The sequence below is a fragment of the Burkholderia sp. SRS-W-2-2016 genome, assembly GCF_001931485.1.
Classification (GTDB): domain Bacteria; phylum Pseudomonadota; class Gammaproteobacteria; order Burkholderiales; family Burkholderiaceae; genus Paraburkholderia.
Window position 1 is genome coordinate 133,571 of the sequence record NZ_MSDV01000026.1, and the last position, 12,869, is coordinate 146,439.

At 66.7% G+C, this 12,869-nt stretch carries 10 protein-coding genes; 5 read left to right on the forward strand and 5 right to left on the reverse strand.

All coding sequences use genetic code 11. The annotated features are described in order from the left end of the window. Positions 1-71 precede the first annotated feature (71 nt). Positions 72-1,019, reverse strand: a complete 948-nt coding sequence (locus BTH42_RS13305; protein ID WP_075299962.1) for a lactate dehydrogenase — start codon at positions 1,017-1,019, stop codon at positions 72-74. Between the two features lie 439 nt (positions 1,020-1,458). On the opposite strand from BTH42_RS13305, the gene arcD reads away from it, so the two are divergent. The 5 genes from arcD to potE all read left to right on the forward strand — a co-directional run bounded on the left by arcD (position 1,459) and on the right by potE (position 8,695). Beyond that, the gene (arcD, locus tag BTH42_RS13310; protein WP_083654782.1) at positions 1,459-2,934 is read left to right on the forward strand and encodes an arginine-ornithine antiporter; all 1,476 of its coding nucleotides are present in this window, start codon (positions 1,459-1,461) and stop codon (positions 2,932-2,934) included. A 15-nt stretch (positions 2,935-2,949) separates the two neighbouring features. Next, positions 2,950-4,203: an arginine deiminase gene (gene arcA / locus BTH42_RS13315; RefSeq protein ID WP_075299964.1), complete on the forward strand. Its 1,254-nt coding sequence runs from the start codon at positions 2,950-2,952 to the stop codon at positions 4,201-4,203. Positions 4,204-4,259: 56 nt separating this feature from the next. Beyond that, positions 4,260-5,270 (forward strand): ornithine carbamoyltransferase, encoded by a 1,011-nt coding sequence (locus BTH42_RS13320; protein WP_075299966.1) that lies wholly within the window; start codon positions 4,260-4,262, stop codon positions 5,268-5,270. A gap of 108 nt (positions 5,271-5,378) precedes the next feature. Then, positions 5,379-6,314, forward strand: a complete 936-nt coding sequence (gene arcC / locus BTH42_RS13325; protein ID WP_075299968.1) for a carbamate kinase — start codon at positions 5,379-5,381, stop codon at positions 6,312-6,314. Positions 6,315-6,427: 113 nt separating this feature from the next. Then, positions 6,428-8,695 (forward strand): putrescine-ornithine antiporter, encoded by a 2,268-nt coding sequence (gene potE / locus BTH42_RS13330; RefSeq protein ID WP_075299970.1) that lies wholly within the window; start codon positions 6,428-6,430, stop codon positions 8,693-8,695. A gap of 145 nt (positions 8,696-8,840) precedes the next feature. On the opposite strand, the gene BTH42_RS13335 is transcribed toward potE, so the two are convergent. The 4 genes from BTH42_RS13335 to BTH42_RS13350 form a co-directional block, all read right to left on the reverse strand. Further along, complete coding sequence (locus BTH42_RS13335) at positions 8,841-10,601, reverse strand: SulP family inorganic anion transporter (RefSeq protein WP_075299972.1); 1,761 nt, start codon at positions 10,599-10,601, stop codon at positions 8,841-8,843. A gap of 37 nt (positions 10,602-10,638) precedes the next feature. Then, positions 10,639-12,063, reverse strand: coding sequence for a DUF2252 domain-containing protein (locus BTH42_RS13340; protein WP_075299974.1), 1,425 nt, complete (start codon positions 12,061-12,063; stop codon positions 10,639-10,641). 46 nt (positions 12,064-12,109) lie between these two features. Next, positions 12,110-12,295, reverse strand: a complete 186-nt coding sequence (locus BTH42_RS13345) for a DUF2964 family protein (RefSeq protein ID WP_075299976.1) — start codon at positions 12,293-12,295, stop codon at positions 12,110-12,112. A gap of 121 nt (positions 12,296-12,416) precedes the next feature. Continuing rightward, entirely contained in the window at positions 12,417-12,815 is a 399-nt protein-coding gene (locus BTH42_RS13350; RefSeq protein ID WP_075299978.1) for an RT0821/Lpp0805 family surface protein, read from the reverse strand. Positions 12,816-12,869: the final 54 nt, after the last annotated feature.

A 12,869-nucleotide genomic window follows, 5' to 3' on the forward strand; every position in this document is an offset into this window, starting at 1 on the left:
CGCCGCGCTCGGCGCCTTGGTCGTGGTGGGTGGTGGGTCGTGGGGATGTCGTGGCGGCGATGCCCGGGCGCTCAGGTGCCGCCCAGTAGGTTGCCGGTTGCTTCCTTGACGATCAGCGCGCTGCGCCGCAACGCTTCCTGCTCGCCGGCATCGAGCGCCGGCGGCGCCAGCAGACGCGCGCCACGGCCATTGATCGCCATCGGCAGCGACAGGCACACGTCGGGCACGCCTTCCACTTCGCTGTGCACGGTGCCGACCGTCAGGATCAGGTCGGTGTTATGCACGATGGCTTCGCAAATCCGCCCGATCGCGCTGGCGATTCCGTAGTGCGTAGCGCCCTTGCCTTCCTTGATCAGCTTGGCCGCCTCGTGCACCGAGCGCAGGATCAGATCGCGGCTCGCGGGGCCGAGCTCCTTGCCGCTGCGCGACAGAAACACTTCGAGCGGCATCCCGCACACCGCCGCGCCCGACCACGCGATCAGCGCGGATTCGCCGTGCTCGCCGAGCACATAAGCATGGATTGCCGGCGCGACCACGCCGAGCCGCTCGGACAGCAGCGAGCGCAGACGGCCGGTGTCGAGCGAGGTGCCGGTGCTGATTACGCGCTCCGGCGCGCAGCGCAGCCGGTCGAAGATCACGCCGGTCAGTACGTCGCAGGGATTGGTCGCGACCAGGTAGATCGCGTCGGGCGCGATCGGCGCGGTGCGCTCGACGATCTCCAGCGCGATCCGCGCATTGGTGCGGGCGAGGTCGAGGCGGGTCTGGCCGGGTTTCACGCCGACCCCGGCGGTGATCACGATGATGTCGGCGTCGTGCGCGTGCTCGTAGTCGCCGGCGACGAAGCCGCTGTGCCCCCAGAAGGCGGCCGCGTGAGCGAGGTCGAGTACCTGTCCTTCCGCGCGTATCCGCTCCAGGTCGATGATGACGATCTCGGCGCTCGGCACGGCCGCGGCGATAAACAGCGCCGCGGAGCCGCCGACCAGACCTGCGCCGACCATGACGATTTTCGGTTGCCGCATCGCATGCCTCCGTCTTGTCTGGCCCTAATCATGCCCGAACCGCCGCGCGATGTCTGCTCCCGTCGTGGTGCGAACGGCGATGCGAACGGCGCTGCGAAGGGCGGTGCAAACGGCGGTGCGAAGGGAGTGCGAACAGGACTGCGAGCCGGATGCCCGCGCCATTCGCGCCGCTCCGCATGTATCGGACCAAGGTCTTATTGCACGAACGTGCCGGTCAGCCCAGATTGGTGCATGAAACTCGACGCGTCGCGCCCTGTGCGGCGACGTCAGCCGACTCCCCCGAGTTCGCGTAGTGGTTAACAAGCCGACAAGGTTAAGAAGCTTGAGAGGTTAAGGGGAGCCTGCACATATCGAGTCGCGGAATCAGGTCGCCGAGCCATCGCATCGCGCACGAAGTTCGGCGGCCATCCCGGTGTTGCGCGCGGCCCTGAGACTATCCATGTCCGATTCGACCTCCGCTCACGGTTCCCCGGCCGCCTCCGGCGCGGCCGCCCCCGTCTCCGCGAACAAGCTGCGACTCGGCGCGTTGACCGCGCTGGTCGTCGGCTCGATGGTCGGCGGCGGGATCTTCTCGTTGCCGCAGAACATGGCGGTCAGCGCCGACGCCGGCGCGGTCGTGATCGGCTGGGCGATCACCGCGGTCGGCATGCTGGCGCTCGCGTTCGTGTTCCAGGCGCTCGCCAACCGCAAGCCCGATCTCGACGGCGGCGTCTACGCATATGCGAAAGCCGGCTTCGGCGACTTCATGGGCTTCGGCTCGGCCTGGGGCTACTGGATCAGCGCGTGGCTCGGCAACGTCGGTTACTTCGTGCTGCTATTCAGTACCGCGGGCTTTTTCTTCCCGGTGTTCGGCGAAGGCAATACGCCGATCGCGATCGTGTGCTCGTCGGTGCTGCTGTGGAGCGTGCACTTTCTCGTGCTGCGCGGCATCAAGGAAGCGGCGGCCGTCAACGTGATCACGACGATCGCGAAGATGGTGCCGTTGTGCGTGTTCATCCTGATCTGCGTGTTCGCGTTCAAGTGGTCGACGTTCTCGTCGGACGTCTGGGGCCTGCAGAATCCGAAGCTCGGCAGCGTCGGCAGCCAGGTGCGCAACATGATGCTGGTCACAGTGTGGGTGTTCATCGGCATCGAAGGCGCGAGCGTGTTTTCCGGGCGCGCCGAAAAGCGCAGCGACGTCGGCAAGGCGACCGTGATCGGCTTCGTCGGCGTGCTGCTGCTATTGGTGCTGGTGAACCTGCTGTCGCTCGGCGTGATGAAGCAGCCCGAACTCGCGGCGCTGAAAAATCCGTCGATGGCCGGCGTGCTCGAACGGGTGGTCGGCCACTGGGGCGCGGTGCTGATCAGCGTCGGCCTCGTGATTTCGCTGGCCGGCGCGCTGCTGTCGTGGGTGCTGCTGTGCGCGGAGATCATCTTCTCGGCGTCGCGCGACCACACGATGCCGGCGTTCCTGCGCAAGGAGAACGCGAACCACGTGCCGGCCAACGCGCTGTGGCTGACCAACGGGATGATCCAGCTGTTCCTGATCGTCACGCTGTTTTCCAAAGGCACCTATCTGTCGCTGATCTATCTGGCGACCTCGATGATCCTCGTGCCGTACTTCTGGTCGGCCGCCTACGCGCTGCTGCTCGCGGTGCGCGGCGAGACCTACGAGGACGGCCGCGAGCGCGGCAAGGACCTGCTGATCGCGGGAATCGCGGTCGTGTATGCGCTGTGGCTGCTGTACGCGGGCGGCGTCAAATACGTGCTGCTGTCGGCGCTGCTGTACGCGCCGGGCGTGCTGCTGTTTGCGAAGGCCAAACGCGAGGCCGGCAAACCGATCTTCACCGGGATCGAAACCGTCGTGTTCGCGGCGGTGATCATCGCGGCGCTGATCGCCGCTTTCGGTCTGTACAAAGGATTTCTGACCCTCTGATTCGAGGAGAAAAGCATGAGCACGGAAACGGCGAGTTTTGGCGTACATTCCGAAGCCGGCAAGCTGCGCAAGGTGATGGTGTGCGCGCCAGGGCTCGCGCATCAGCGCCTGACGCCCAGCAATTGCGACGAGCTGCTGTTCGACGATGTGATCTGGGTCAGCCAGGCCAAGCGCGATCACTTCGACTTCGTCACCAAGATGCGCGAGCGCGGCGTCGACGTGGTCGAGATGCACAACCTGCTGACCGAAACCGTGCGCGTGCCCGAAGCGCTGAAGTGGATTCTCGACCGCAAGATCCGCGAGAACACGGTCGGCGTGACGCTCGCCGGCGAGGTGCGCTCGTGGCTCGAAGGACTGGAGCCGAGGCGAATCGCCGAGTTCCTGATCGGCGGCGTGGCGGCCGAGGATATCCCCGATACCAGCGAAACCAACACGCTGAAGATGTTCCGCGACTACCTCGGCTATTCGAGCTTCGTGCTGCCGCCGCTGCCCAATACACTGTTCACGCGCGACACCACCTGCTGGATCTACGGCGGCGTGTCGCTCAATCCGATGTACTGGCCGGCGCGCCGCCAGGAAACGCTGTTGGCCACCGCGATCTACAAGTTCCATCCGGACTTCGCCGGCAAGAACTTCGAAGTCTGGTACGGCGACCCGGATCTCGACCACGGCAACGCGACGCTCGAAGGCGGCGACGTGATGCCGATCGGCAACGGCACCGTGCTGGTCGGCATGGGCGAGCGCAGCAGTCGTCACGCGATCGGCCAGCTCGCGCAGCAGCTGTTCGCGCGCGGCGGCGCCGAGCGCGTGATCGTGGCCGGCCTGCCGAAGTCGCGCGCGGCGATGCACCTGGATACCGTGTTCAGCTTCTGCGACCGCGACCTCGTGACGATCTTCCCGGAAGTGGTCAAGGAGATCGTGCCGTTCACCGTGCGCCCCGACGACAGCCCGACGAAGCTCAGCCTGCGGCGCGAGGACAAGCCGTTCGTCGACGTGGTCGGCGAAGCGCTGGGGCTGCCGAAGCTGCGCGTCGTCGAAACCGGCGGCAATGCGTTCGCGGCCGAGCGCGAGCAATGGGACGACGGCAACAACGTGGTCTGCATCGAACCCGGCGTGGTGATCAGCTATGACCGCAATACCTATACGAACACGTTGCTGCGCAAGGCGGGCGTCGAGGTGATCACGATCACCGCCGGCGAACTGGGGCGCGGGCGCGGCGGCGGCCACTGTATGACGTGCCCGATCATCCGCGACCCGGTAGACTACTGATCGCATCGCCCGCCGAATTCAGCGCAGTCTTCCCGAACCTGCATTGGAGAACCGACATGGCATTCAACCTGCGCAACCGCAGCCTGCTGAGCCTGATGCATCACTCCACCCGCGAATTGCGTTACCTGCTCGACCTGTCGCGCGACCTGAAGCGCGCGAAGTACACCGGCACCGAGCAGCAGCATCTGAAAGGCAAGAACATCGCGTTGATCTTCGAGAAGACCTCGACCCGCACGCGCTGCGCGTTCGAAGTCGCCGCGTACGATCAGGGCGCCAACGTCACCTACATCGATCCGCACTCGTCCCAGATCGGCCATAAGGAAAGCATGAAGGACACCGCCCGCGTGCTCGGGCGGATGTACGACGCGATCGAATACCGGGGCTTCAGTCAGGAGATCGTCGAGGACCTCGCGAAATTCGCCGGCGTGCCGGTGTTCAACGGGCTCACCGACGAATACCACCCCACCCAGATGCTGGCCGACGTGCTGACCATGCGCGAGAGCACCGACAAGCCGCTGACCCAGATCAGCTACGCGTATCTCGGCGACGCGCGCAACAACATGGGTAATTCGCTGCTGCTGATCGGCGCGAAGCTCGGCATGGACGTGCGGATCGCGGCGCCGAAAAGCCTGTGGCCGTCGGAAGAGCACATCGCCGCGTGCCGAAAGTTCGCTGACGAAAGCGGCTCGCGCATGCTGCTGACCGAAGACCCGAAGGAAGCGGTCAAGGGCACCGACTTCGTGCATACGGACGTGTGGGTGTCGATGGGCGAACCGGTCGAGGCCTGGGGCGAACGGATCGCCCAGTTGCTGCCGTATCAGGTCAACATGGAGATCATGAAGTCGATCGGCAATCCGCAGGCCAAGTTCATGCACTGCCTGCCCGCGTTCCATAACAGCGAGACCACGGTCGGCAAGCAGATCGCCGAGAAATATCCGAACCTGGCGAACGGCGTCGAGGTGACCGAAGAGGTGTTCGAATCGCCGCTGAATCTCGCGTTCGAACAGGCCGAAAACCGGATGCATACGATCAAGGCCATCCTCGTCTCGACGCTCGCCGATCTGTAAGGATCACGAAGCGGGTTCCGGCCGCGTGCGCGTGGCGTGGCGCCCTGCATGGGGCGGCCGCCGCGCGTCACGCGGCCCGTCACGTCTGCACTGCGAAAGGGGTAAATCATGCGAATGGTGATTGCGCTCGGCGGCAACGCGTTGCTGCGCCGCGGCGAACCGATGACCGCCGAGAACCAGCGCGACAACGTCCGGCTCGCGGCCGAACAGATCGCGCAGATTGCTGCGGACAACGAACTGGTGATCGCGCACGGCAACGGGCCGCAGGTCGGTCTGCTGGCGTTGCAGGGCGCCGCCTACAAGGACGTGCCCGGCTATCCGCTCGACGTGCTCGATGCGCAGACCGAGGGGATGATCGGCTACGTGATCGAACAGGAACTGGGCAATCTGCTGCCGTACGAGGTGCCGTTCGCGACGATCCTGACCCAGGTCGAAGTGGACGCGAACGACCCCGCGTTCCAGAACCCCACCAAGCCGATCGGCCCGGTGTATCCGCAGGAGGAAGCGCAACGTCTCGCGGCCGAGAAAGGCTGGAGCATCGCGCCCGATGGCGACATGTTCCGCCGCGTGGTGGCAAGCCCGCGCCCGAAGCACATCTTCGAGATCCGGCCGGTGAAATGGCTGCTCGAGCACGGCACGATCGTGATCTGCGCGGGCGGCGGCGGCATTCCGACGATGTACGACAAAGACCACAAGAAGCTGCACGGCGTCGAGGCGGTGATCGACAAGGACGCATGCGCGGCATTGCTCGCGCAGGAGCTCGACGCGGACCTGCTGCTGATCGCGACCGACGTGAACGCCGCGTATGTCGAGTGGAACAAGCCCGGTCAGAAAGCGATCGCGCAGGCGCACCCGGACGAGCTGGAGAAGCTCGGCTTCGCGGCCGGCTCGATGGGTCCGAAGGTGATGGCCGCCTGCGAATTCGCGCGCAATACCGGCCGCGACGCGGTGATCGGCGCGCTGCCCGACATCGTCGCGATTACGAATAACGCAGCGGGCACCCGGGTCAGCACCGCGCAGCCGGGGATTCGCTACTACCCGTAGCACGCCGCCGCCCGCCCGCGCCCGGCGCGATGGGCGGCGCGAGCGTGTGAGCGTTCAGTCCCGGCGGGACCGGCCGGGCCGCGGCAAGCCGTTCATGCGCGGGGAGAGATCGCATGGCACAGCAACAGCACAAGATGAACGTCGTGCAACTGACGTTCATCGTCGCGGTGAACATGATGGGCTCCGGCATCATCATGCTGCCCACCAATATGGCGCGGGTCGGCGCGATCTCGCTGCTGTCGTGGCTGGTCACCGCGGTCGGCTCGATGGCGATCGCGTACGGCTTCGCGCAGGCCGGCATCCTCAACCAGCGCGAAGGCGGAATGGCCGCGTATGCCGAGGACGCGTACGGGCGCTCCGGTTACTTCCAGGTGTTCTTCCTGTACTTCCTTTCGGTGGCGATCGCGAACGTCGCGGTCGCGAGTTCGGCGCTCGGCTATCTGGCGGCGTTCGTGCCCGCGCTGACCGCATCGCCGCTCAATACCTGCATCGGCGTGATCGCGCTGCTGTGGCTGACCACAGCGGCCAATTTCGGCGGCCCGCGGCTCACCGGCCGGATCGGCTCGATTACCGTGTGGGGCGTGATCCTGCCGGTCGGCTTCATCTCCCTGTTCGGCTGGTTCTGGTTCAAAGGCGCGACCTTCGAGCAGGCGTGGAATCCGAATGGCCTCAGTCTGCTGCACGGGATGGGTTCGAGCATCTCGCTGACGCTGTGGGCGTTCCTGGGGATGGAATCGGCGGTGCAGAATTCGTCGGCGGTCGAGAACCCGAAACGCGACGTGCCGCTCGCCTGCCTGTTCGGCACGCTCGGCGCGGCCGTGATCTACGTGCTCTCGACGTGGGTGATTCAGGGCATCGTGCCGAACGCCGAGCTGGCGAAATCGACCGGGCCGTTCGGGCTCGCGTACGCGAAGATGATCGGTCCGCTCGCCGGCCATGTCGTGATGGCGCTGGCGGTGCTCGCCTGCGTCGGCTCGTTGCTCGGCTGGCAATTCACGCTCGCGCAAACCGCGAAGGACGCCGCCGACAACCAGCTGTTCCCCGCCGTCTTCAGCAAGGTCACGCCGAGCGGCGCGCCGCTCGCGGGGATGGTGATGATGTGCATCGTGCAGTCGCTGATGGCGCTGTCGACGATCAGTCCGAACCTGAGCGAACAGTTCGCGGCGCTCGTCAATCTGGCGGTCGTCACCAACGTGGTGCCCTACATTATTTCGCTGTCCGCACTGTTCGTGATGATGCGCGACGCCGGCACGCCCGCGCGCGTCTATCTGCGCAACGCGCTCGTCACCGTGGTCGCGCTCGTCTATTCGATCTACGCGCTGTACGCGTCGGGCAAGGATGCGGTGCTCGGCGGGATGCTGGTGATCGCGCTCGGTTACGTCGTGTATGGGCTGATCGCCGCGCGCGCGGCCGCGCAACCGGCGGCGCGCCGTCCCGGTGCCGCCGCGGCCGGTCCGGCCGCGCTGCTGATCCTGCTCGGCGCGCTCGCGCTGGCCGGCTCCAATCGCGCGCATGCGGCGGCGCCTGGCGTTGCGGCTGCCGGTGCGAATACGTCTGCGCTCGCGCGCATCAGACAAACGGCGACCGTGCGGCTCGGCTTTATCGATGCCGCGCAGCCGTTCGCATGGCGCGACGCCGCCGGGCAGCCGACCGGCTACACGATCGCGCTGTGCCGCAAGATCGTCGATGCGCTGCACGGCGAACCGGGGATGCCGAAGCTCGCGCTGCAATGGGTGCCGCTTGCGCTGGAAGATCGCAAAAGCGCGCTCGAAAGCCGCCGCGTCGATCTGCTGTGCGGCACCTACGACACGCTGGCCGCGCGCCGCCAGGCGAGCTTCTCGATTCCCGTCTATCCGGGCGGGATCGGCGTGCTGGTGCGCCGCGACTCGTCGCAAGGGCTCAGGGATCTGCTGAACGGCACGCGCAGCGCGCTGCTGTGGCGCGGCGCGCCGTCACAGATCCTGTCGCAACAGACGATCGCCGTGATCGCGGGCGCCGAAGCCGAAGCGTGGGTGCGCAAGCGGCTGAACGAATTGCATATCGACGCGCGCTTGGTCACGGTGCAGGACGTCACGGCGGGGGTGGCGAGCGTCGTCGACCGGCGGGTCAACGCGTTTTTTGCGGAGCGGGCGTTGCTGGTCTCGCTCGCCCGCACGAGTCCGGCGGCGGACCAGTTGCTGGTGCTGGAACGGCGCTTTACCGATGCGTCGATTGCGATCGGCGTGGCGCGCGGCGACGACGATCTGCGGCTGATCGTCGACCGCACGCTCAGCGAGCTGTTCGTGTCGCCCGATCTGAACAACCTGTATAGCCGCTGGTTCGGGCCGATGGATGCGCGCACCCGGGCGTTTTTCCGTCAAAGCGCGATCGCGCCGGGTTAGCGCTCGTCGGCGCTTCTCGCACCGGACGCTCGCCGCCTGCCCCGGGCTACGCGGCCGGCATTCCTGGCATTCCCGGCATTCCCGGCATTCCTGGCATTCCCGGCATTCCCGGCATTCCCGGCATTCCCTACGTGCCCTACGTTCCCTACGTTCCCTGCGTTCCAGCACTCGCACCATGCGGCCCCGCATCGTGCAAAAACGCGTCGATCACATCATCCACCCCCACCCGCCGCCCCAACGCGCCGACCTGCTGTTCGAGCCCCTCGGCGCGCAGGATGTCTCGCGCGCCGGCGTGAGCGGCGACGATCCGCAGCCGCATCCCCGCTTTGACCAGATCGGCGTGCAGCGTCGCGAGCATCCGCGCGCCGGCGAGATCGACCGCGGGCGAGCTGGACAGATCGCAGATCACGAGCCCGAGCGGCGCCGCGCTCGCGCGTATTTGCTGCCACACCGCCGCGCGCACGTTGTCGCAATTGAAATAGAACAGCGAAGACTCGACCCGGAAAATCAGCACGCCCGGCACCGCTTCGTTCTCCGGATGACGTTCGATATCCGAATAGCGGTGCGTGCCCGGAATGCGCCCGAGAACCGCCACGTGCGGATGCGCGGCACGCGTGATCAGCAGCAGCATCGACGCGAGCACCGCGAAAATCACGCCCTTCAGAATGCCGAGCAGCAATACCGCGGCGAACGCGACCAGCGAGACGAAAAACTCGGAGCGGCTCACCCGCCATACATGCCGCAACGCGCGCACATCGACGAGCCCTTTGACCGCCACCAGCACGATCGCCGCGAGCACGACGTTAGGCAGGTTCGCGAGCAGACCGGTCAGGAACAGCAGGCACAACCCGATCGCCACCGACGCGAACACCAGCGCGAGCGGCGTGCGCGCGCCGGCCTTGTCGTTGACCGACGACTGCGACAGCCCGCCCGCGACCGGATAGCCGTGAAACAGCCCCACCGCGAGATTGGCCGCGCCGAGCCCGAGCAGCTCCTGACGAGCGTCGATCTCGTAGCCGCGCTGCTGCGCGATCGCGCGCGCGGCCGACACGCTTTCCACATACGACAGCAGCAGACAGGCGAACGCGAGCGGCACGATGCCGTCCACGTCGCGCACATGCAGCGGCGGAAACTGCAGCGCCGGCAAACCGCGCGGCAACGCGCCGACGACCTGGAAACCGAGCGCGCCGAGCGGCGTGACCGACAGCAGCACGATCGACAGCACCACGACGCCCAGCGCCACCGGTCGTCCGGGTAAGAACTTTTCGCCGAGCAGCAGCAACGCGAGCGCGGCGACGCCGAACGCGAGCACCGGTAGATGGGTGTCGGGAAGCTGCGCGGCCAGCACCGCGATGCGTTCGTAGAACGGCTCGCCGCCGCCTTTCACGCCGAACAGTTTGGGCAGTTGCGTCAACGCGATGGTCAGCGCGGCGCCGGCCTTGAAGCCGAGCAGGATCGTCTCGCTGATGAAGTTGACCAGCGAACTGAGCCGCAGCAGCCACGCGAAAGCGCACATCACCGCGATCAGGATCGCGGTCAGCGCGGCGATTGCCGCGAAGCGCAGCGGGTCGCCGCCCGCCATGTCGGCGACGGTGACGCCGACCAGCATCGAGATCGCGGAAGTGGGCCCGATCGCCAGTTGCCGTGACGAGCCGAACAGCGCATACGCGAGCCCGCCGGCCAGATAGCAGTAGATCCCGTATTGCGGCGGCAAGCCGGCCAACGTCGCGTAGGCGAGCGACACCGGTATTCCGTAGGCCGCCAGCGTCAGACCCGCGACCGCATCCGCGGACAGCCACTGCATCTGATATCCGGGTAGCCACTGCGCGGGCGGAAAGAACGCGCGCCAGCCGCGCGCGGGCGCGTGACTGTCGACTTCGGCGCCGGGATTGCGCGGTTGCGCCATCGCACCCTCCTTGTCCGCTGAGCGGCGGCGCGCGCGCCTAGTCGTCGACGATCGCCTGAATCCGGCCCTCGCGAATCGCGCGCACGAACTCGCGATAGTCGCGCCGGTTTTGCGCGCTGTACTCGGTCGCGAATTCGGCGATCGCATCGTCGAAGGTCTGGCCCGCGCCCAGATAGCCGGCAATCGTCGCCGCGTCGCCCGAGCGCGCGTGGGCCCGCGCCAGCGCGTGCGCGCACATGCGCGCGTACTGGCGCAGCAGCGCCGCGTCGAGCGCTTCGATCAGCACCGAAATCTTCATGTCGCGCAACTGACGCAGATAAAAATCCCGGCCGTTCTGGCCGCGCGTCCAGCCGAGAAACGCATCGCTCGCGGACTGCATCAGACGCTGCCCGGCGATCACCCGTTGCCCGTGGTTCGGATGCACGCTTTTGCCCGCGTACGGTTCGAGCACCGATGCTCTGGCTTCCTTGACCTGCAGAAACAACGGATCGTTGTCGCTCGCCATGAACAGACCCACGGCGCACATCGTGCCGACACTGCCGACGCCGACCACCTTGATCGCCATGTCGACCAGATGAAAGCGGTCGAACACCACGCGCACGTGTTCGGCCAGACTCTCGCGATACGCCGCGATCGCTTCCGCGTAGCGGCTGCCCAGACCCGGCGCCATCTCTTCGGTCGGATGAAAAATCAGCGGCGGCTCGTCCTTGATGCGCGGCTGCGCGCCATCCTCGGAGACCAGCTTCGGATACAGATGATCGGGAACGGTCTTGCGCCGTTCCGTTTCGATCCGCTGCGCGATCCGTTTGCGCGCGGCATCGACGACGTCCGGGTCGCCGCCGTCGTCGCGATAGCGTTGCAGGTCGATCTTGTCGTACCAGACGTCGAGCACGCGCATCGACGCGTAGTCGTGCATCCGCTCGCGGTAGACGCGCGCGAGATCGGTCGCGATGCGCGCGGTCTCGCTATTGGCCAGTTCGAGATGCTGCGCGGCGATCACGACACTCGCGGCGAGCCGCTTCAGATCCCATTCGAACGGCGCCGGCAGCGTCTCGTCGAGATCGTTGATATCGAAGATCACGTTGCGCTCCGGCGTCGCGAAGCCGCCGAAGTTCATCAGGTGAGCGTCGCCGCACGCCTGCACGCGCAGACCGCTGGTGGGGGTGGTCGCCAGATCCGCGGCCATCACGGCCGCCGCGCCGCGATAGAACGCGAACGGCGAGGCCGCCATGCGGCCGAAGCGCAGCGGCACCAGAGCGGGCAAGCGGCCTTCGTTCGATTGCTCCAGCAGCGCGACCGGATCGCCGCGTTGCTCGGGCGTGCGCCAGCCCGCCTGCGACGAGCGCGGAATCGAATCGCGAATCACGCGCCCCTGCGCGGCCCGCTCGTCGGGAGTCAGATAGGCGGCGGCCGGCGGCTTCCCGGCGCGGGCGGCTTTGCTGCGTGAAACGGCTTTGTCCATGATCGCCACTCCCGGCGTGAACGTGCTGCTGGCGGCGGGAACCGATTCACTTGTTGGCCCACGGATTGAGCAGGATCACGAAGCCCGCGACGCCGAGCACCATCGCCAGCGCGCCGATCCGGACCAGCGCGCCATCCTCGTACAGCAAGCCGCGAATCGCCGCCGCAATGCCGCCCAACGCGATGAATATCGCAATCGCCGCGAGTACGATCCTGCCTTCCACGCGTTCCATGATTGCTGTCCCGATTGCCGTTGCGCCTGCCGTTCCTCTGTCCGTTCCGCTGTCCGTTGCGATTGCCGTCCCGCCTGCTGTGTCTGTTATGTCGTCGTCGCTCCGCGTACCGTCGCGGGGCTCATTCGCGCAGGATTTTCCACGGACCGTCGCCGGTCTTGCAGACGGTCGGCATCCACGTCTGCGTCTGCCCTTTCGCGGTCGCGACCAGCGTCGCGTGCCGGCAGGTGCGCTCGCCCTGCTTCGACGTGTCGTGCGGCGTCACCGTGCCGGAGATCGTCACAGGATTGCCGGTGCCGGCGTTGCTCCAGTCGAACGATTCGCCGTCCTTACCTTGTTCCAGTGCCTTCTGCGCGGCATTGTTGAGCGCCTTGCGGTCGGCGTCGCGCATGTAGGTGATCGGCGTGTCCTTCAGAAAGTTCAGGTTGGCCGCATGGCTCGCGGCCGCGCCGCCGAGCAGCGCCAGCGCGCCGGAACAGACGAGGACCGCGCGCGCGGCCTGGCGGTATCGCAATGACATGGATGGGCTCCTCGAAATCGATAACGGATGCGGACGGCGGCGCAGCGGCCACGC